Origin of the sequence: Escherichia sp. E14V7 (assembly GCF_004212225.1) — a bacterium.
GTDB lineage: Bacteria > Pseudomonadota > Gammaproteobacteria > Enterobacterales > Enterobacteriaceae > Escherichia.
Map to the genome: position 1 here is coordinate 112,755 of NZ_RHJJ01000018.1, position 20,415 is coordinate 133,169.

The following is a 20,415-nucleotide window of genomic DNA, read 5'->3' on the forward strand; positions in this document are numbered from 1 at the left end:
ATCGCCCCCATCCCTGCCATTCTGTGCATTTGAAATCCACAGATGGCAGGAAGATATGCGTATTAGTTTTCATTAAATCTCATGGCTTACATGTTCAATTGATTGTTCTTTCATTTTTTTGCTTGCGCGAGAAGGTGGAAAACACAGGCTACAGGTAAAGGTGTGCAAACTGTATCCTGGTGTTGTGACAAAACTGCCACCGCAACCGCAACAACGCGTCAATTCTACCATTCCGCAGTCAATGAAGCGTAACAGCGTCCAGGCTCTGGTTAAGCTCAGGATAGACTTCTCACCGGATTCCTTCTGAATCTGGTCCAGATACAGTCGGTAAGCTTTAAGCATGACTTCGACTGGACGGCCAAAGTTTTTCTTTTGCAAAAAGCGATAGATGTTATAGAAAATCGAAGAATGAATGTTCTGTTCCCATGACATATACCAGTCAGCAGAAAATGGCAGCATACCTTTTGCAGGCGAACACCCTTTAATTTCTTTATAAAGTCTTAATAACCACCGACGACTCAGATTCGTTTCACTTTCAAGAACCTGCATTCTTGCGCCAAGATTAATCAGTTCCATTGCAATTTGAGCATCCTTAACTTCATTAATAATGCTTTTATCACTCATAATCGTACCCTCAGATGGCAATGTTTTTCTGTTCGGACAATGAATCCAGTAATTCTGTGGAAAGAATAATTCCAGTGTGAATACGTTGCAGAGCATCAATCCTTGAATCTCTGGTTAAACAATTAAGTATCATTTCACTGTCTATACGTAAACGACAAATTAATTGTCCGGTAGACGATAATTTAATCAACTGAGGAAGAGATAAACCCACCAGAGATTCCATTGTCGCTTCATTTAGTCCCAGTCTGAAGCCGGCAGATATTTTATCCTCCAAAATTAATCGTTGTGCCAATAAAAGGTAAGTCAGATTCAAATCATGGATTGCTTGTGATTGTTCAGAAAGTTCAATCGCATTCATTATGTTATTTCTCCAGACAGACTCTTATTGAGCCCAGCTATTAATATTTAGACACAAAATAAAACATTATATTATCGCCTGATTCTACTGAACACATCAGGTTGGCTTACTGATAAATATTTAAAGATGACTGCTTCAAAATAATATCCTGGTGTTGGGAAACCTATGGTTTTCTGCTATTAAGTGCAAAAAATCATCTAACATATTATTTTAAAAGAAAAAAATCATAGTATATACGCAGACATGCCACTCTTATGATAGGTCGAGATGGCATCACAGCACTGTGAGGATGATTTCAATTTTACATAAAAGGTCATAACTCTTATGAATGGTGATAACTATGGGTTATTTCCAGAAAAGCAAAATGCCGTTGAGTTATTTCATGAGTTAGATTTTAAACAAATGATCTCGCTATCAAAAGACCTTAGGAATCATTTCATGATAAAATATTATTCTAATATAAACAAGATGTTACGTGTGTACTATAAAAACATTCCTAATGATATTTAAGTTGTAATTAAGTATCTTGTACTAACAAATGATACTTTACAGTAAATTCAACTGGCTTAGAGAGATTTCATTCTTAAAAGCTGTCATCCACCTTTCAGTTGAGTTATCAGACAAATACCCATTTTTGTATGCATTGCCGATTTTCGTTGATATCAGGTTATTCAGACAGGAAAGACAGTGAAGTGATAAACGTTGGCTGGAGTATCTCAGACGAAAACGTCAGGGGCTGCATCACCAGTCAGCAGGGAATAGCAGGACGAAAAGCGCCATGAAGAGCTCTTCAGACGTCTGGAAACAAAATGGGGTCCCGTAAATGGTTAAGCGACTAAAGACAAGGTCTGGCAGTAAAACAGAGGTTATGTAGTGGGCGACGACTATTGTGTCGGCTCTCTCTTTTTCCAACGGCGGGCTGACATGTGAAGAATCAGAGTGCGGTTATTGCTCTTGCCGTAGAATAGTGGTCACAATCATATGACCACTACAGTGACAGTATTCTGACAACGCTTTCCTTGACAGGCTCTTACTCCTATAGAGCTAAAAACACCCGAAACGAGCGAAATTTATACTAACTACCAGGCGCTATACCTTTCCCTTATACACTATATGGTACATACACCCATTCTCAGACCTACTTTTAGAAGTTCAATTCCACTATGAACATCCATTTTTTTCATCAGATTTAAGCGGTGTGTTTCAACAGTTTTATTACTGACGTCCAAAATTTTTGCGATATGTTTATTTGTTTGCCCATCTGCAATAAGTTGCAGAATTTGTCTTTCACGCATAGTCAGAAAATTACAAGGGACGGGTTTTCTTGTGACGGGCGATGTCTGAAGCAAACCATCATCGAAATAATGAGTATTATTATAAATATTTTCAATCGCGTGGTTTAAATTTTCAGGAGGACTGGTCTTCCAGACAACCCCCATAGCACCGGCATCAATGAATTTGTTTGCATCTATATATGGTTTTTTTTCCATATATGATATTAATTTTGATTTTATTCTCATAGAGTGTATCCAGCGTATAAGTTCAATGCCCCCCAGACCGTCAGAGAACTCACCAAGAATCAATACATCTGGCTGATATTGTGAACAATACTCAGCTGCACTCAGAGCATCAGTGAAGGTAGATGATACTTCATAAATAGATGGATACTTTGATAAGAATGTTACTATTCCCTTTAACATCAGTGGATATTTATCAGCTACCACCACACTAATTTTCTTCATTGTCTTCTTCCTTTTCCGGCAAATCCCTGGATCACCTTATAAATTTTAGGTGATTAACCCTATTGATTGTAAATAGGACTAGTTATATAGTCATGATGGAAATATGATTTATAGTTCATAACTACTTTTATATTTTTCTGATAATTTATTAATGACTAACTATGTGCTTAATGTAATAAGCTCTGTTTTTATTTTCATAAATATATGATCTCAATTTTTGTTGTTGTTATTCGTTCAATGCTATTGAGTTATTTTTTATGATGTTTATTTGTTGTTTAATACCTTCCAATTGTGACTTTTCTTCACACAGTTTTATCATCCAGTAACCTTTCTTGCTCATTCGTCTGTACAGATTATGCTGCTCCAGCAGCGCCTGATAGTCAGTTGAACCGTATTGGCTACCACATCAGTGTACTGTGACGTTTTGAGGCCTCTCACGTCTCTACAGCGCTATTTACAGGGTATTACAGGACGTCTTCCCGTCGTACGAGATGATGCGTACCGGTAGTAATCGTATGTGGCCTCAGGTTGATGATGATTGCCTGGCACACTTTACCTTCAGATAATCAGCTGATGTCTCTTGTCATTCCCGGGTTCTGGCGATGAACTTTTCTGCTCATTACTCATAATTACTTTATTCGTTTAGATCACAGTAGTTGATCCTAAGTAGATCCTTTTAAGATCCTAAATAGATCCCAGATCGCTGTAGCCTCCGTCAACATTGACTTCCGGGCGATCTTGATAAGCTATAGTTTGTAAATTATAAACTATAGCCTGCATTCATATATGCTGTAGCGAGATAAACCCAGGCTGTAGTTTGCAGTCTGTATAAGCTATAGTGAGCACTCTCTATAAAATTAAACGATAGCGATAATGTATTTTTTCTTTATTTTATAATGACATACGGATGCCCTTATAGATTTATACAGGTGTATACACAGGTTACGCACAGCATATCAACAGCTGTTTTCTTGTGCTATTAGCTCGGTTATATGGACTGGGTGCCCAAACTTGGAGCTGATTTTGGAAAAAGATATTGATATTAAAGATTTTTTTGATGAAGTAGATAAGCGAACAGGAGAAGTTGTATCTCTTACTCCGAACGCTAATAACACTGTACAGCCTGTTGCGCTAATGCGCCTGGGGGTATTTGTGCCTACCCTCAAATCGCTTAAAAACAGTAAAAAAAATACACTCTCAACGACAGATGCCACTGAAGAGTTGACCAGACTCTCACTTGCTAAGGCTGAGGGTTTTGACAAAGTGGAAATCATTGGCCCGCGACTGGATATGGACAATGATTTCAAAACCTGGGTGGGAATCATACATTCTTTTGCAAAACATAAAGTTATAGGTGATAAGGTTCAGCTTTCGTTTGTTGAATTTGTAAAGCTTTGCGGGATCCCGTCAAGCCGATCGTCTAAAAAGCTTCGTGAACGTATCAGCCCTTCCTTAAAACGGATTGCCGGGACAGTCATTTCGTTTACCAGCCAGACTAAAGAATATACGACGCATTTGGTTCAATCCGCGTACTACGACACAGCTAAAGATATCGTCATACTCCAGGCTGACCCCCGATTATTTGAGCTTTATCAGTTTGACCGAAAAGTTCTGTTGCAGTTAAAAGCGATAAACGCGCTTAAGCGGCGTGAGTCCGCGCAGGCTCTGTACACCTATATCGAAAGCTTGCCCAAAAATCCTGCACCTATCTCAATAGCGCGTTTGCGCGCCAGGCTAAACCTGAAATCGCCTGTTTTTTCGCAAAATCAGACGGTTCGCAGGGCAATGGAGCAGCTGAAAGAGATCGGATATCTGGATTACACGGAGCTGCAACGTGGACGGAGTGTGTATTTTAACGTGCATTATCGCAGGCCTAAGTTAAAAGCTCCCCGCTCTGATAGTGAAGCCTATGAACAACCTGAGCATACAAATGACTCGGTTGATCCTTCTCTGATTGAAAAAGTTAAGTTACTAGAAAAGCTGGGGATTGATCTCAAAGATTTGGAAGCTCTTTTGAACCTTCATAAAACATAAGCTGTAGTCAGTAGAATGGACTGAATACTCACTATAGTTTATGTTTAATCGGATAGTGTCTTTCGATTTTGCAACGCTGATATCTTCAGTTTTTTATATAACTAGCTGAAAATTAATGTGTTTTATACATCCCCTCTCATTCTTACATCAATAGTGGTGCTGTTCTGCATCACTATTGATTTCTTTTAAGCCTGGTTTTACATAGGATTTTGACGACCTTTGCTCTGCTCAATGGTGTTTGCATCAAGTTAAGGATTACTGATTTAAATATAATAAGTAATAAGCAGATTAAAAAGTAAACACAAATACTATTAATGCAATATAAATCAGATAGTTACTTGTTTTTTGCCTTAGTGCTTATACTCGCTATAGCTTATATTAATCTTAAAAATCGACACTACTCCCTCTCTATAGTTTATGTTACTACCTATAGCATAGGTTACTCTCTATAGTTTATATTGCTGCCTATAGTTTATTTAAATGAAACTAACGTACTGATATGCTGAGAAACATCAGCTAAAGAAAAGATAAAGACAGGAAAGCTCAGAGGCCAAAGTTCGGGACGTGGTTATCAGGTAAGAGTGTAAGAAAGCTGATAAAGTGCTTATGACACACTGTTATATTGGTTTGAGCGATGAGGATATAATGTTGTCTGATTAACGAAAGTGCCTGTTATATCTGTATCATTTATCATATGTATTTTTATATCTATATGTTATTTCAAAATAACAGAGCTAATCTGAAGATATCTCTTACAACATCTGTTCTCTCTATAGCTTATGCATCATGATCTGGTTCAGATTGCTTTGATAGCTCTGGCTTCTTGCTCTTTTGAGCGTACGAATGTTTGTGCAATTTAAAATCAATATATGAATAAACAATAAATAATTCAAAACGATAACTATATCCTGGCATTCTAGGTTAGAGCCTGGTGATGATCATACTTATGCTCATGCATATTAAAGATGCTTATTACTCACTGTAGCTTATTTATCCTTAATAAGTATGTTCTGTCTATAGTTTATCATAAGGACAATCCTTCATTATCCTGGTCAGCCAGAGTATAAGATTACTATCTATAGTATTAATTTGAATTGGTCTTTTATAGAAATGACATCAAAACTTGAACCGTCTTTTCTGGCTAATTACCCTTTAATTCTGTTATTCATATGTGTGTTATTCTTTTTTGATTCATATCAGTCTGTAAGTTGAAAAGCTTCCCCCATGATGTCGCCCGATTTTTAGCAGGCTATTTAATTGTTTTCTTCTTGTCATTATTAATTCATTCCTTACGTTCTTAGCCCGCTGTGTGAAGATAGCTTTTCTTTGATCGAGATGCTTAGTCCTTTTTTTATGTCATATGTGGAAAGGTACTCCATTTAATATGGCTGATATGTGGACGTAGTATCCATTTCTGCCATATTTCTCATTGGTAAAAAAAATTATAAAGTTATGTATGAAATAATAGTTTGCACTGAGTAACCGTGTGTCGATTTCACCCTGAAATCGGCAGTAAAAAACGCTATAAATCAAAGCTTTATTTGTGTTTTCTCTATGGCGAAATCACCAGGGTGAAGAGGGCTGAAATATCATTCAGTGATTGTTAACACATTATACCTATTGTGACTCTCGACTCATTGGCGCCGGAACTGAAAGTGGAATTTACGGATTGAGTTCTGACCTCAAATTTTTGGGCTATAAAGTCTGTTGATGCGCTTTTCTTACTGCCTGCAAATAGCTACCTGGTCGCTTTATCAATAAAAATCTCACTTAACATTGTTAAATGATGAAACGTTGTTATAAAACGCATCTGTTAAAGGTGTGGACCAACGTATGGTTAATGACTGACAGAGGAACCTTAAGTACACGAATGCTAATGTTGACGATTTCAACCTGAAATTTTTTGAAAAAATTCAGTAAATCAATGGATTGCTTACACTGAAGGTTGGCGAAAGATTTTAATCATCATGAATGAAAAAGGCGGTTCAGTAGAACATGAAATCGCTTTGTATAAGTCAGCATGACTAAATGGCAGATTACAGTAAGGCAACAACCTGATAGAAAAGAGCTTTATTTCGGAATGTAATGGCTACTATGTACCAATAATCCTTCATGTACTTTTCAGGTATGTAGGCAAAAAACGTTTAGATAAATACTGAACTGTTCACCTTGCGACAGTATTGCCATGATGGCTGTTTGACCCAGTTTTTATTTTATTAACGTTAACGTTGGAAAATCTGAATAAAAGAACCGTAAGGATTAAGCGTCGGGATCGCAACTGATGATGTGTTCTGTGCTTGTTAAGTCGTGTTAAGACATATCAGCTTAGTGTGCCGATCCTTTTGAAGGGAGAAAATCGCATATGTCAGAAAAATATGTCCAGGTATGCTCTACTGTATGTGCGATGAGTCATTTAGAAACCGCTGCATTGGATGGAATTGAAACGTATTCGACAAAATATCAGCTGGATGTTGCAGGGGTAAACGTCGATTTTTGCAGGGCTGATGCTATTGCTGATTATGCAATTCATAACTGTCTCAATATTATCATGCGTACAATTAGCCCTGATTTTGGCAAGGCGCAGAAAAAAGAAGCGAAGGTAATTGCTGGTTTATTAATGGTATCTTCGCAAATAGCAAAACTATCTGAAAGCGCAGAAAAAGAACTTGCTCAACAAAACTATGTTGAAGCATTGCGTCACCTGGTCTCACAGGCCTGTCTCAGTTTGAGTTTATTGGTATCTACAAATGATAAGTCTGGTTACGGCAACTACCGGCTATTATGCCGATTGCTGGATATAGCAAAAAATTCTGATTGCCGACAGCGGTTGTTGAAGAGGTTTCAGTTAGTAGACGCATACTTTACTATGTGTAGCGTTGACGACCATTGTGTAAAAAAATTAGGGATTAACGGGACATTAGCTTTTCGTAGTGAGACGTCATCACATTATTGCGATGACCTGCCAATACTGGTTCAATTTCCTGTTCAGGTGGTAGATGTAAGCAAAGAACCTTACGCTCTGTCACTTATCAAAAAATATCATTATCCGGCCTTCCCTGAATCCACAATTGAAGGTGATTTTGTTGTTAATGCTCGAATCGCAGAAAAATTAGAGAAAACTCGCCAACAAGCTTTAATACGTTCAAAACGTTACCAGAAAGCAAATGATAAGCTCAATGAAGCAATTAAAATATTACTGCACGATATAACGCGAGGCATTTCTGGTATTTTCGAACTGAATGGGGGAGAGGGGGATTTTAGGGAAATTTATCAATATATAGATGTTGTAAAAAAGGAAAATGAAAACAGAAACGAAGAGTATCAAAAGTGGCAAAAATCATCCTTGCAATATATAGAATATGCGAAAAAATTATTAGATAACACATTGATTATACAGAATAATATACAGAACATCTTTGCGATAGTTGCAGGGTTGGAAGCATTGGGTACTGATTATGTTACAGTAATGGAAAAATATCTTGAATCAAAAGGTTTGATAATAGATGGTAATGATAAAATCAAATCAAAATTCAGGATCCCTGCTATCTCATTAAATGGAAATTTAATAGAATACAATATTGAATGCGGTTCAGTAATATCTATTCTTGCTGAGGCTGAACGTTGTTATTCAGGTAGTGAGAAAACTAAATTTATATGTAAGAGTAATGATGTTATTCCTGTAGTTGATCCTTCTCTTTATTTTGAAGTTAAACAGATCATTGAGTTAGTAACTAATTATAAGAATAGTGCTTCTGAACTTATAAGGTCTATTAGCTCAGGTTGATTTGGCTGTTACTGATTATTTATAAGAACCCGAGCAGCTAATGTCTGGCTCATATCTTTCTCTATTCCTGATGTTATGGATGACTTGCTGATCAGGGGCTCATGGGCAATGCCTGACTTAGCGTTGACTCATTAACCATTTGAATAACTCCCCGGTAATTACCCGAATTGACATAAATGTGCCATTGGTAGAATATTCCAGTGCTGTAGTAAATCTGCGGCCGGGATTAGCCTCCCGACAATCATCGTGCCATATACCGCATTAGCGGTTTTTTTATGCCCTAAGCATGGTCACTTTCGCATATGATGGGTGTACAGGGGCGAAGGCATTCGCGCCGGTTTCATGATGTCCGGTAGGCTAACCCTGTACGGCTCACTACTTTCTCAATACCTTCGCATCGATATCAACACATAACGCTTAACGTGGATTTGTATTGATTAACTAAAACTGGCCATCTCTCAACCAGTTAAGGTGATTCAAGATAGCGTGTATCCAGGACCACCGCGTTTATACCCATGGTGGGCAGCTGGCAACTAACTACCCCTGTTCTTTCGTGAGCCGCCATCAGGCTATAGTCCCATCATTACACCCTTCATGTGTTGTTATTGTTGCGATACTTTTTACGCCATCGGCTGTCATGTTCTGTGGAGAGCATATTATCTCTGTTCAGATGGCCAACGACACTTTCTGGTTACCTACCGTTTAGCGCATGACCTCAACCCTTTAGAATTTTCCCCCTGGGCCGATTTGTACAGTGAGTCAATGTACATTGCGGCAGCGATCCTCATTGCAGTCGTATAACCACTGAAGAAGGTATGTTATGTCCCGGTCCATGATTATTGTAAATCAAAGTAAATATGTTGAGATGAGAAGCAATACATCACAGTTATTGTGGGATGAGGTAGCGTACACAATCACAGTAATGGCGACTGTATTTATGGGGAAGTTACCTTGCCTTAACATCATTTGGGATAAGCATCTTCCCGAAGATATCGTTTACAGATGATTTCACCGATGAACTCTATTTCTCATAATTATACAGCGAACAACATGTTTCTGAATGCGGGAATCATTTCCTGGAGTCTGGCATTATTTTTCTGGTATTCAGGAAAGTTTTTTATCGCAGTGATATTGTTTTTTCTCATAATTTTTTCTTTCTCAACGCATTTTTTACAGAAAAGGATACTCATGATGTTTAACAAATCTAAGGCAGCAAAAGATAAATTAGAAATACTTTCAACACCGGAAAGTGTTGTAGACGTCGGTAGTACTGTAAAAAAAATGGAAAACAGAAATTCAGCTAATGAGACAGGGACAGATAGCACGGTTATTGCCAGTGATGTCGTCTTTGATGGCAATATAAATTCTAATAAACAAATATACATCTATGGTTGTGTGAATGGGAACGTAATTGCTAAGGATGGGTTGGTGAAAATAATGCGCAATGGTGTCGTGGAAGGAGATATTACCAGCCGGGAGTTAATTGTGGATGGTAATATAAAAGGGCATTGTCAGTCTGATTCTGTTGATATTTATGAAAATGGCCGTCTGGATGGAACATTGGTTTATATTTCTTTATCTATTAAGAAAGGGGGTGTTTTTACAGGTAAAGCTGAAGTATTAACTCAGGCTCCCGTAAAACAAAAAATTGTCGAGCTAAAAAGTGAGAGCGTCACTGTTGTTCCAGAAAAATGTGCATCACGCGAGAAGCGATAATCTGCACATGGTTGCAATTTAAGAACTGTAACTGGTGAAAGTGCCTGGTCAGGATTTACAACAGACAGGTAATCGATTCCTGCTATGAACGTTAAACGCTTCAGATTTCCTGGAGCATAAAAACGAGCGAAATGCAGTAAGGTTGTACCTCAAACGTCCTCATTCGTACGGTCTGGTGTTGCAGACAGGTTTGGTAAGGATAAGGACTGTATGGATAGCGCAAGAAAGGATCTTTATAAGATCCTTTTTTACTGCGTGTATTTTGATAATTTTAGTGGTTGTTTACTTTACAATAATGAAAATGACAGTGAGCAAAGGAATTTAACCTTTCTCACCACTTGGCTATAGGCTCGCCATAGAATGCTACTGCCTGAACGATATACCCAGAATCAGTGAGCTGATCTAGTCTATTATTCTCTGCACAATAAAATTCATCGTTTTCAGCCGTATAAATGCGACAGTAACCATCTAACTGTGGTTCTAATTTCCATCCAACATTAGCCAATGTGCCCCATTCCTGATAAAGGCCGGTATTAACCTCGCGCCTGTTATATTGTTCATAATTGTTCAAATCGGAATCATTAATATCGCGCCGTGCTGGAAGTTGTCCCTTTACACTTGCAATCCATGTTAAAGCCCCTTCTTTTGTGTGATAAATTTCAGTGCTATATTTAAAATAACGTTTTACAGTAAAGGTATATCCTGACAAAAATTCACTAAGCAAAAATATAAAACGATTTACTACAACAACTTTCATCCACGTTCGGAAAGGTCACTGTGCCATCCTGACTAACAGTCAGTATTTTATCAGGAATACACTTCCAGGCTACGTTAGTATTGTTGGCCGGGTCATCATCAATGACCATCTTAAAGGTAGCACCAGGGAACAGAGTGTTAGGAAAATGATAATCATCAATCATATAATTTTTAATATCAAAAATATATCCATCCACTAAAACACCGGTAATTGCATTCATAAACAACCCCTCATTGCTGGTAAAATTAATATTTTTATTCCTGTAGAATGGAACACTATGGATATTAATAAAATTAAATGAAATCCGATGTTATTTATGGCTTATATACTAACCTGTTTATGGTTATCTTATTGTTCATTCAATCTTATGTACTGTATAATTTATTACCATAGGAATAATAATTATTATATCCTTATGGTGAAGTCTATAAATATCGTTTTAAATCATTTGGTTAATTAATTTGATAGGTATAAAGTGGTGTGCGATATAGAAATAATTTGATATGTCTGGTGAATTGTTCTTCTCGATGATCGCATAAGTGTTCCCCGTTTCCGGGCGGTCTCTCTCCAGAGAGAATGATGGATATATATGACGCTTTCTAAGCACATATCCATTGGAGGGAGAACTCCAGTCCGTCCAGTATAAGGATGTACTGAAGTCCTCCCTGCTTTTGTGTGGTCAGCATACGGAATCGGAACGCCTCAGGAAATCATCAGACGTCTTGCTCCCAGATAATGACGGCGGTAAAAATCTTTTTCCAGGCTGACAATTTTGACATTTTGCCCTGTATGTGGCGCTTCTATGAAATGTCCATTTCCCACATAAACACCGACATGATCGACACGTTCCCCATGTATTGAGAAAAATACCATGTCACCAGGTTGTAGAAGCATATAAGGAACATGGTGTGCCTGTGGCATGGAATACATGCCGGCGGCGGTCCTGGGAAGGGTAATGTGAAAATTCTTACGCCACGCGTACCAGATAAGACCACTGCAATCAAATCCGGTTTCAGGGGAAGCGCCTCCCCAGCGATATGGCTTACCCAGTTGTGCCATCAGCGTATTAATGAAGACTGTATTGGGCGACAATTTATGCTGTCTTGTCGAGTGGGATGTTTTTGTTTTGCGATGATGATTGACGACAGGAGTGTGTCTGATGTGGTGTACCGGCGATGCCAGTGTTGAGGCATGGTAACCTAACATCAGTAAAAACAATAAAGAACGATGATGTCGATACATAATGTAGACCTCTCGTTAATATGTAGAAATTCCGATGCTGTAAATTCATCCGATGATTTCTTTAAGATCTCTTTGAACCCGGGAGTTGGCACGATGTGAAAAACTGTTAACTCTGGACCGGCTTTTGAACGGGTAGAAAAGATCGGATTTTGTTCGTCTATCATTGCAACGGGAGACTGGAATATCCTGATGGTGTCGTGATGAAATTCTGATGGGAAGTCATAAAGCAGGAGCTGTTACAATGAATCTGCTTTTCTATTCAGTGATGGATTAGAACGTGAAATAAGAATTGTGTTTTCTTAAAGTAATTTACTGTTTGGTGTGACTATTTTTGTATATCATCAATGGTTTATTTGTTAATGAATTGTACGGTGGTGGTGATTTTATTTTACATAAGGCTAAAATATGATGTTTGATAAAAAATCATAACTGAATGAATTTAAATAAACATAAATAAAATAATGTGCAAAATACGGAAAATATGAGAGTCCTGCGTAACACAGGAATGGCGTGCTTGTAAGTCGTAAATTAAATACACATTGTCGTTTATGTAAGTTATATTCATTAAAATCAATAAGTAAGCATTGTCTGATGCTGGACATGGTAGTGCTGAACCAGCCTCAGAGTATTAAAAAAAGATTATTAGTTACTGCGATTAATATCCGTGAACTTACCGATTGGTTAGGTGTCTTGAGTTATAGGAAACAATCTGTTTCGGCATCGATTAAATATCAGCATCTCCCTTCGTGATAACTACGCACTATTTTTTGGGGGCGATGCCTGTATATAGCTTCGGTGGGATTTTTATTAAAAACAATTCATTCTTTTGGCCAGGAAAATAAAAATGAAATTTACGCTAAGTCAGTATTCTCTGCTGACCTGTGCTTTTTTTACTGCTCTGTCTGGTAATGCTCAGTCGTCTACGACCTATATGGAAGCCAGTAATGATGCTATGGGAGGGACGGGAGTTGCATCGTCTCATTATTGTGCGGCAGCACTCGCTAATCCGGCACTGATGACGAGTGCCACCGCTTCCGATGATTTCAGCATGATTCTGCCGTCAGTCGGAGTACAGGTATCGGATCCTGACCATTTGCAGAGCGATGTGGATGCCGTGAAAGATGCCTGGGATCGCTATGATGCAGCTCTATCTGGTGCAGTCGCGCCTTTGGGGGCCGCGACCGATCTGCAACATCAACTGGAGAAATTTAAAAATACACAGGTGAATGTCCTGGCGAGTGTAGGCATGGTCGCGACAGTTCCGAACAGTCAATTACCTTTTGCCCTGATACTGAAGTCATGGGGGACGGCAACGGTGGCAGGAAAGGTCAGCGACCACGATCTGCAATATCTGGATGATGTGACTAAGGGCAAAATTATTCCAACAGCGAGCGATACTGATACGTTGACATCGCGGGCCTATGGTCGTGCGGCGGCAGTGAGTGATGTCGGGATTGCTATTGCTAGGACGTTTGAGACGAACGGGCTCAGGTATTCTCTTGGCGTAACTCCGAAATATCAGCGTGTGGATCTGTTTAATTACAATACCACGGTACAGAATTACGACAGCCACGATTTCCGTAGCCATGAATACCGTAATAATACTCCCGGTATTAATGCCGACATTGGTTTTGCTACTGAGCTGAATGAACACTGGATGCTGGGTCTGGCTGGGCAAAATATTGTTCCCCGTAGTATTGATACGAAAGAAGTTAACGGGCTGAAAGAAACCTTCAGGATTCGCCCACAGGTAACTGCCGGGGGCTCATGGCATAACGGAATCGTGACGACTGCATTGGATGTAGATCTGACGCCGGCCAGTGGTTTTACCCATGATACAAAGCGCCAGTTTGCGGCTATGGGGGCTGAAGTTAACGCCTGGAATTGGGTGCAACTACGTGCGGGCTATCGTCAGAACATCGCTTCTTCAGAGGGTAGCGCCTTTACTGCCGGTATCGGCATTTCACCTTTTAATATGGTACATCTGGATCTGGCAGGCCTGGTGGGCACTGATCGGACATATGGTGCTGTGGCTCAATTAAGCGAGACTTTCTGACAGAAAACAGAATCCGGCTTACAGTAACATATTACTGTTTTAGTACGGGCATATAGCGGCGCTGTGACAAATATAGTGAAGCGTATGCCCGTAGTTTTTGTGGCAGCTGTCGATGTATGATGTCAGTAGGGGGGAACTATATAGCAATACAATAATGTATCGGTAATGAACAGGGATATATTGAAGAATACAAAATGCGCACTGACTAAAATTCTAACGATAAAGATAATCGAGCGTAATCATATTTAGATGATATTTTCTTTTGAGATAAAAAATACCCACCATGATACATGGTGGGAAAATCGAACAATGAGTAGGACGGTTGTAGCAGGAATTACCTCACACAAGAATCATTATTAACAGGATTAAAAATTGTGTATATAGGGCCATTGCCTGATAATTATTCTTATCACTTACCTTACATAAGCACTTTAACTTTGGATATCCATCCCCTTTGTTGCATACAAAGTTCTATCCACTCATAACGAGTATGTTCATTGACATCAATCACATAACTTCGTAAGGTTGGTGAGCTATCATACTTTTTTTTGCAGTGCCTGTTGTTGCGACATTTTTCGACGTGTGCTTCATAAACTGTTCTTTCCGCTACTCTATTCTTAACGGGATATTTCTCTTCAGCCAATGTTCCGCATTCATATTGTGCAGTTGAAAGATCCTGGGCATCAGAGCGAGTGCGTTGCCATTCTGTTGTGCATCCTGATAATATGAATGAGACTAGTAGTAGGACGTGTATTTTTTTCATATCATGTTCCTTATGTTCTGCTTGAGTATCTACTTCTTATATCACACACACTACGTTTGTCTAACTGAACAGTATTGTCGAAGCGAAATACTTATTATTGACCAGTGTAATAAAAATAATATAAAAATAGAAGATTTGTATCAGATATTCAATACAGTTGATTACTTATGTCTGTGATCATTGAAGGTGGTTAAACGTGTCATAATCCTCTGGCGCTTAGATGCTAACTGGCATAAGACTGCTGTTTATCATCCTGGCTGCGAAATGATGACGAAAACCAGGCTACGATAGTTCAGATCGTAAACTCAGTTATGGCTGAGTATGAAATGGACATAGAAAAATAAGAGGAACAACAGTGGCATATACGGCGGAAATCGTGGGGGCGGGTAACCTGAAGTTACTGTAACAAAAAAAGGTATATATCATCAGAGAGTGAACAGCAATAATACTCATTCCTGCCTGGTAACAGGAATGATTTATCTATGATAAATGTGAAGTTGGCGGGGGGGCTATTGTAAAACGGCATTTCTATGAGGATATGGAGTATGATGATCAATTACAAAGCGGGTCACTTTGCCAGTGATAGAAGATAGATCACAGCGGAAATAAAATGGGATCCATTTCGACCCGTAAATAAGGTATTGGCCATTGCCAGTTAGTCTGATAGGAGTATGTAATATTAAACTATTTTGTTCCCCGTCACTGAGTGTGACTTTCTCGACGAGAGATTCATGTTTTTGTATAACAGTCATTGCAACGGGGAGGCACAGGAATTCTGCTACCTGATGTGCTTCGGTCCACTCATTTTTGATCACTGTTCTATCTTGTTCATTACTGATTTGTGCCGCCATAATTTCTTCAAGATAATTTTTTTGCTGTGCCGTAAGAACTGAAGAAAAAGCAAAAGCGGGAAGAATTAGTGTGCCGGCAAAAAGTAACCTGGTTGTCATCTTTGTTATCATATAATTATCCATTAAAAACAATAAAATCCAGGGTTATTGATCTATCAGATACATTCATTTTCACACGAAAAAAAATAAAATCTTGATGATAATTATGAAATCTGGCATCACCTGTCATTTGATTGTATCAATTAAGAATAACAAGTTACTGAAGAATGTGGTTTTGGTTATAACTTATTGAAAGTGCACATTATGATCGGGTACCAAACCATATAAAGGAACATGTTTAAAATTTACCATGTAACTCTGGACGTAGCCAAAGATAACGAGGGGAGCTGAGGAATCATGCAAGGTGAGCCTCGTCATTGACCTGAACTTGTTAACATTCAAAGGTAAGGTTGTGATACAACCTGGTTATTAAAGCAAATGAAAGGCTCAATAGTGCTACATTTCCTGTTGACAAATTAGCTGAGTAAAAATTTAAAAAAACAATAACGCCGATAATCAAAAGATTGTGGAATATAGAGAGTAACTACAATTATTCTTGATTATTAGTTAAAAAATAACATTTCAGTGATTTATAAATAAAAATGAAGAAGAACGTTTATGCCAATGGTAGCTTGTTTCTTCAATTATAGTTTTGTCAAATTAGTTAATAAATGATTTGCATGTTAATTATATGACCTGTAAGCGTTTTGTCAGAAATGATACTGTGGTTGCTATATTGCAGTGTTAATAAAAAATATTCCCCTGCCATCTGGATGCACAGAGGAACAATAGCTAAAGCATTGCATAATATTGAAATTTAATTATTTTAATGTCACTAATAAGGAATTAAACTATTAGGCTACATAAATAATTATAGGTATAGTGTGTGTAGCGTGAACTCAAATAAAATTTAATATTAGTGAAACAAATCGAGTGATTAAATTACGTCTTATCGTATTTCCAGCTCCTTGTGCATGAATGGTCATTTTATAACCTCGTTTGTAAATGTTTTCAATTATCACTGGTCCACCGACAGCATCAATTTTTCTACGAAGCTGAAGAATAAGCTGCTGAATATTATTATTACTGATCACCTCCCATCGTTCTCCCCAAACAGATTGAGCAAGCTCATTTCGTGGTAGAATACTATCTGACTGCTGCTTATGCAGCAGCAACGAAAACAACGCCGCTTCTTTTGGGCTTAATCTGGTCGATTTTTTTCCAAACATAAGCACACCGGTTTCATCATCAAAATTCAATTCAGGGTTCATATTATATCTCCTTGCCAAATATGTATTACCATATAAACATTAATCTATTATCAATACGTGAAACTGGTTAAAACATAATGATTAATAACCACCTGATAACAGAATTCTGATACTGTCATAATTGTTTTTTATGTCCCTGGTGATTTCTTATGTGAATTTTGGCAGGCACTTATGTAAATCAAAAGTTTAATAAGCAAGATAAAATTACTTAACGAAATGAACTATACACAAAGAACCTAAGGTGATTTATTCACTATCTTAAAATAAGTAATAATTCGGGATGCCATCAGCGTCGCTATATCAGGAAGGGGGGGGGCGACATCGAATCCCTGAATCCTTGTACACTGACGAAATGCAGGTTGTTGCAAGTATGCCCATTCATTAATTTTCATATTTACCGTATCGGATTCATATGAAGACTGTACAGTGATGATACATGAGCCTGATATTGACAATATCAGGCTGATCTTTTTTATCTCATTGATTAAGTGAGGGATATGAAACACATAGATGGGTGCATACCAACAAATGATTAGCTGTTATCGATGCTTCAGATTTCGTCCACGACCATAACCAGTCTACCGCAGAACTACCGTTTACAGCCTTTATTCATCAACTCGTGGATAAGGTGACCAATCTACGGTGGTTTATGCTGGCGCTGAGCTCTGGCAATCATAATGGAGCTTCATCGTTCAGAAGTCGTCAATACCATCGCCAGCTCATTTACCACACCTCCTGATGTACCGGTGTTCCTGGCCCGACTTATTGTTGATGGATGATGAAAACTTCATGTTGCGTAGCATGATCCTCAGAAAGGATAAAATCAAATAGCTTCAATGAGTACAGGTATAGTGTTTTATTTTTTTTAGTGAACAATTTTAATCCAGGAATTTAGCTAAAAGGCGTAATTATTGTTTTGAAATATATCTTCTTTTTTTCTTTTTTTATCTTGTTTCTGATACTATTTCTGATTTACAGAGCTGTATATACTCAATTACGAGATTTTTTGATTGTTAGCGATATATTTTCCTGAAAGTGAGTTTTAGTTTTGTAACTGGATTCAGGAATGACAAGGGAATTTAGCTATTGTTGTAAATAATGAGTAAGGTAATTATTGTGAAATATTGGTATTCGCTAAGTATTCTGACGGCTATAGTTACAATGGGAGTATGGAATAACGCTATAGCAATTGGCAAACCAGCTCATATTGATGTCTATGCAGAAATTTCGGAAACAACATGCGATATTAGTGTATCAAATGAAAGCATAGTATTAGGTACGTTCTCAAAAAATGATTTTGCAAAGTCAAAAACAGATGTGGGAACAAAATCTTTTGACTTAAGGGCCTCTAATTGTACCGAGTCCGGTAGTTCACAAGGAACTGTTCCGGGTGATGGAGGGGTTTATGCTGAAGTATTATTTAGTCCAGGAATGGGTATTCCTGGTGAGCCAACATTATGGAGTAATACCGGGATAAACGATGTTGGCGTGGTTCTCAAAGGTCGTGTGTATGATTTTGCGGCCAATACATCCACTATGACAGAAATTAAAAACAATGATTATATTCAGTTGGCCAACGTGTCTAAAGGCGATGTGATAAGTTCAATTGATGGAAAACAAACAACGTTGACCGCATCATTACAGGCGATAAATGCGAATACTGCGTCTGCTCAGCATATTAAAGTGCCTGTGGATTTTATGATGATTTACCAATAAGCATACGGTAAAAGGGTTATGTTGATTAAATTTTCACTGAGTTTGTTGTTTCTTTTTTTATTGCCATCTGCATGGGCAGATGGGATTGGAATTAATGCGTTAAGGATAATTTATCCAGCAGGAAAGACATCAGTTTCGGTAAGTTTGAGAAATAATACTGACAATACCTGGTTGATGCAAAGTTATATTACCAGAGTTAGTGCCGGTAAACCGGATAGTCAGTACTTTAAAGTACTTCCTGGAATTGAAAAAGTTTCGCCAAGAAATGAATCAATAGTCAAAATGATTGCGTTGGAAAATGTTGACAAACTTCCCCGTGATAGAGAGTCAGTTTTTTATTTTATCTCTCGTGGTATTATCACATCAGAACCATTACAAGATGTGATACTACCTGAAACTCAGGCTGGAATTATATTTTCTTTATCCTCACAAATAAAAATGTTTTACCGTCCAGTTGGATTGACGGAAGAGGGGGCTGATGAAGCAGCCAAAGAAATTGTATTTAATCGTACTGCTACGGGCGTCAAAATTATGAATAATAGTCCGTATTACATTTCGCTTCATGACCTCTTTTTTGGTCATAATAGTATAGCTACTATTACTCTGAAAAATATGGGGATGCTCTCTCCCTTTGAGTCTATAGACCTAACGTCCACAAAAATTGGGAACAACCGACAGGTGTCATGGGTCACTCTCAACGATCTTGGTATGGCAGAAATGCATCAGGGAAAAGTTCATTAATATGCGCACCCTGTACTTTTTGTTCATTATCTTATGTTTACCTGTAAAAAGTCATGCTGATGGGTTAAGTATTGATCATACCAGGGTCATTATGAGCTCTACATTGCACAGCACAGAGATAGTGATTAGCAATACCAGTAAATATACCTGGCTTGTGCAGAGCGGAATTGTTCATTCTCTCGGCAGTACAGAGAAACTAACACCCTCGGAAAATTTTTACATTTTGCCACCGATTTTCAAATTGCCATCAGGTCAGTCGCAAACAGTACAGATAATTCGTCGGCAACCGGTATGGCAACATAATCAAGAAACATTACAATACATTGTTTTCAAGAGCATACCTGCAATTGATAAAAAATTTTTTGAACTGAACAAAGTCAAACAGCAGCTATCGGTATCACTGAGTTTAATTATTAAACTTCTTTCACGTCCCGCTGACCTTAATGTATCGTGGGAGAAGTCTGTTTCATTATTATCATTTACGAAAAAAGAACATGCGTTGACGATCAGCAATACCAGTCCGTATTTTATGACGCTTAGCAGAGTTTTTGTCAATGGAACAGAAATAGCATTAGATGGTAAACAGAGAACAATAACCCCTTTTAGTAAAATTACACTTGATAAGGTAATAACATCGTCAGGGGATGAAATTAAATGGACTCTCATCAATGGTCAGGGCGGTGAAACCAGAATGATGACGTACAATTTATTATAACAAAGG

The 20,415-nt window shown here is 38.1% G+C and carries 16 protein-coding genes and 1 pseudogene; 7 read left to right on the forward strand and 10 right to left on the reverse strand.

What is annotated here, in order from left to right; genetic code table 11:
• Positions 1-72: 72 nt before the first annotated feature.
• From flhC to D9741_RS23650, 4 genes and pseudogenes are all read right to left on the reverse strand, one after another.
• Complete coding sequence (flhC, locus tag D9741_RS20105; RefSeq protein ID WP_130209553.1) at positions 73-624, reverse strand: flagellar transcriptional regulator FlhC; 552 nt, start codon at positions 622-624, stop codon at positions 73-75.
• Between the two features lie 10 nt (positions 625-634).
• The gene (flhD, locus tag D9741_RS20110; protein ID WP_130209555.1) at positions 635-982 is read right to left on the reverse strand and encodes a flagellar transcriptional regulator FlhD; all 348 of its coding nucleotides are present in this window, start codon (positions 980-982) and stop codon (positions 635-637) included.
• A gap of 1,109 nt (positions 983-2,091) precedes the next feature.
• Complete coding sequence (locus D9741_RS20115) at positions 2,092-2,724, reverse strand: response regulator transcription factor (RefSeq protein WP_130209557.1); 633 nt, start codon at positions 2,722-2,724, stop codon at positions 2,092-2,094.
• Positions 2,725-3,049: 325 nt separating this feature from the next.
• Positions 3,050-3,196, reverse strand: a pseudogene (locus tag D9741_RS23650) (IS3 family transposase); the annotation flags it as partial.
• A gap of 569 nt (positions 3,197-3,765) precedes the next feature.
• Between D9741_RS23650 and D9741_RS20120 the strand changes: the two are divergent.
• The 3 genes from D9741_RS20120 to D9741_RS20130 all read left to right on the forward strand — a co-directional run bounded on the left by D9741_RS20120 (position 3,766) and on the right by D9741_RS20130 (position 10,258).
• The gene (locus D9741_RS20120) at positions 3,766-4,758 is read left to right on the forward strand and encodes a RepB family plasmid replication initiator protein (RefSeq protein WP_130209653.1); all 993 of its coding nucleotides are present in this window, start codon (positions 3,766-3,768) and stop codon (positions 4,756-4,758) included.
• A gap of 2,362 nt (positions 4,759-7,120) precedes the next feature.
• The gene (locus tag D9741_RS20125; RefSeq protein ID WP_130209559.1) at positions 7,121-8,542 is read left to right on the forward strand and encodes a hypothetical protein; all 1,422 of its coding nucleotides are present in this window, start codon (positions 7,121-7,123) and stop codon (positions 8,540-8,542) included.
• A 1,188-nt stretch (positions 8,543-9,730) separates the two neighbouring features.
• A complete protein-coding gene (locus D9741_RS20130) occupies positions 9,731-10,258 on the forward strand; it encodes a polymer-forming cytoskeletal protein (protein WP_165383469.1) in 528 nt (175 codons plus the stop codon).
• 331 nt (positions 10,259-10,589) lie between these two features.
• On the opposite strand, the gene D9741_RS20135 is transcribed toward D9741_RS20130, so the two are convergent.
• From D9741_RS20135 to D9741_RS20140, 3 genes are all read right to left on the reverse strand, one after another.
• Positions 10,590-11,015 (reverse strand): hypothetical protein, encoded by a 426-nt coding sequence (locus tag D9741_RS20135; RefSeq protein ID WP_240780414.1) that lies wholly within the window; start codon positions 11,013-11,015, stop codon positions 10,590-10,592.
• Complete coding sequence (locus D9741_RS23655; protein ID WP_240730454.1) at positions 10,975-11,235, reverse strand: Ig-like domain-containing protein; 261 nt, start codon at positions 11,233-11,235, stop codon at positions 10,975-10,977. Before D9741_RS23655 ends, D9741_RS20135 begins: the two co-directional genes overlap by 41 nt.
• 482 nt (positions 11,236-11,717) lie before the next feature.
• On the reverse strand, positions 11,718-12,257 hold the full coding sequence (locus D9741_RS20140; RefSeq protein WP_130209563.1) for a C40 family peptidase: 540 nt from the start codon (positions 12,255-12,257) through the stop codon (positions 11,718-11,720).
• 844 nt (positions 12,258-13,101) lie between these two features.
• Between D9741_RS20140 and D9741_RS20145 the strand changes: the two genes are divergently transcribed.
• A complete protein-coding gene (locus tag D9741_RS20145) occupies positions 13,102-14,313 on the forward strand; it encodes a conjugal transfer protein TraF (protein ID WP_205712822.1) in 1,212 nt (403 codons plus the stop codon).
• Between the two features lie 418 nt (positions 14,314-14,731).
• Here the strand turns inward: D9741_RS20145 and D9741_RS20150 are convergent, their stop codons facing one another.
• The 3 genes from D9741_RS20150 to D9741_RS20160 form a co-directional block, all read right to left on the reverse strand.
• A complete protein-coding gene (locus tag D9741_RS20150; protein WP_130209565.1) occupies positions 14,732-15,076 on the reverse strand; it encodes a hypothetical protein in 345 nt (114 codons plus the stop codon).
• Positions 15,077-15,585: 509 nt separating this feature from the next.
• On the reverse strand, positions 15,586-16,038 hold the full coding sequence (locus D9741_RS20155; RefSeq protein WP_130209567.1) for a hypothetical protein: 453 nt from the start codon (positions 16,036-16,038) through the stop codon (positions 15,586-15,588).
• Between the two features lie 827 nt (positions 16,039-16,865).
• Positions 16,866-17,237 carry a winged helix-turn-helix domain-containing protein gene (locus D9741_RS20160; protein WP_130209569.1) on the reverse strand — a complete coding sequence of 124 codons (372 nt, stop codon included), beginning with the start codon at positions 17,235-17,237 and terminating at the stop codon, positions 16,866-16,868.
• A gap of 1,098 nt (positions 17,238-18,335) precedes the next feature.
• Here D9741_RS20160 and D9741_RS20165 point away from each other — a divergent pair.
• The 3 genes from D9741_RS20165 to D9741_RS20175 are packed head-to-tail and all read left to right on the forward strand — an operon-like array spanning position 18,336 to position 20,409.
• Complete coding sequence (locus tag D9741_RS20165) at positions 18,336-18,953, forward strand: fimbrial protein (protein WP_130209571.1); 618 nt, start codon at positions 18,336-18,338, stop codon at positions 18,951-18,953.
• Positions 18,954-18,971: 18 nt separating this feature from the next.
• On the forward strand, positions 18,972-19,694 hold the full coding sequence (locus tag D9741_RS20170; RefSeq protein ID WP_130209573.1) for a molecular chaperone: 723 nt from the start codon (positions 18,972-18,974) through the stop codon (positions 19,692-19,694).
• Position 19,695: 1 nt separating this feature from the next.
• Positions 19,696-20,409, forward strand: coding sequence for a molecular chaperone (locus D9741_RS20175; RefSeq protein ID WP_130209575.1), 714 nt, complete (start codon positions 19,696-19,698; stop codon positions 20,407-20,409).
• The last annotated feature ends 6 nt before the right edge of the window (positions 20,410-20,415 follow it).

Coding starts and splice junctions, on each gene's coding strand:
- flhC (WP_130209553.1), bottom strand. CDS start 624: ATGAGTGATAAAAGCATTATTAATGAAGTTAAGGATGCTCAAATTGCA.
- flhD (WP_130209555.1), bottom strand. CDS start 982: ATGAATGCGATTGAACTTTCTGAACAATCACAAGCAATCCATGATTTG.
- D9741_RS20115 (WP_130209557.1), bottom strand. CDS start 2,724: ATGAAGAAAATTAGTGTGGTGGTAGCTGATAAATATCCACTGATGTTA.
- D9741_RS20125 (WP_130209559.1), top strand. CDS start 7,121: ATGTCAGAAAAATATGTCCAGGTATGCTCTACTGTATGTGCGATGAGT.
- D9741_RS20130 (WP_165383469.1), top strand. CDS start 9,731: ATGATGTTTAACAAATCTAAGGCAGCAAAAGATAAATTAGAAATACTT.
- D9741_RS20135 (WP_240780414.1), bottom strand. CDS start 11,015: ATGAAAGTTGTTGTAGTAAATCGTTTTATATTTTTGCTTAGTGAATTT.
- D9741_RS23655 (WP_240730454.1), bottom strand. CDS start 11,235: ATGAATGCAATTACCGGTGTTTTAGTGGATGGATATATTTTTGATATT.
- D9741_RS20140 (WP_130209563.1), bottom strand. CDS start 12,257: ATGTATCGACATCATCGTTCTTTATTGTTTTTACTGATGTTAGGTTAC.
- D9741_RS20145 (WP_205712822.1), top strand. CDS start 13,102: ATGAAATTTACGCTAAGTCAGTATTCTCTGCTGACCTGTGCTTTTTTT.
- D9741_RS20150 (WP_130209565.1), bottom strand. CDS start 15,076: ATGAAAAAAATACACGTCCTACTACTAGTCTCATTCATATTATCAGGA.
- D9741_RS20155 (WP_130209567.1), bottom strand. CDS start 16,038: ATGATAACAAAGATGACAACCAGGTTACTTTTTGCCGGCACACTAATT.
- D9741_RS20160 (WP_130209569.1), bottom strand. CDS start 17,237: ATGAACCCTGAATTGAATTTTGATGATGAAACCGGTGTGCTTATGTTT.
- D9741_RS20165 (WP_130209571.1), top strand. CDS start 18,336: ATGAGTAAGGTAATTATTGTGAAATATTGGTATTCGCTAAGTATTCTG.
- D9741_RS20170 (WP_130209573.1), top strand. CDS start 18,972: ATGTTGATTAAATTTTCACTGAGTTTGTTGTTTCTTTTTTTATTGCCA.
- D9741_RS20175 (WP_130209575.1), top strand. CDS start 19,696: ATGCGCACCCTGTACTTTTTGTTCATTATCTTATGTTTACCTGTAAAA.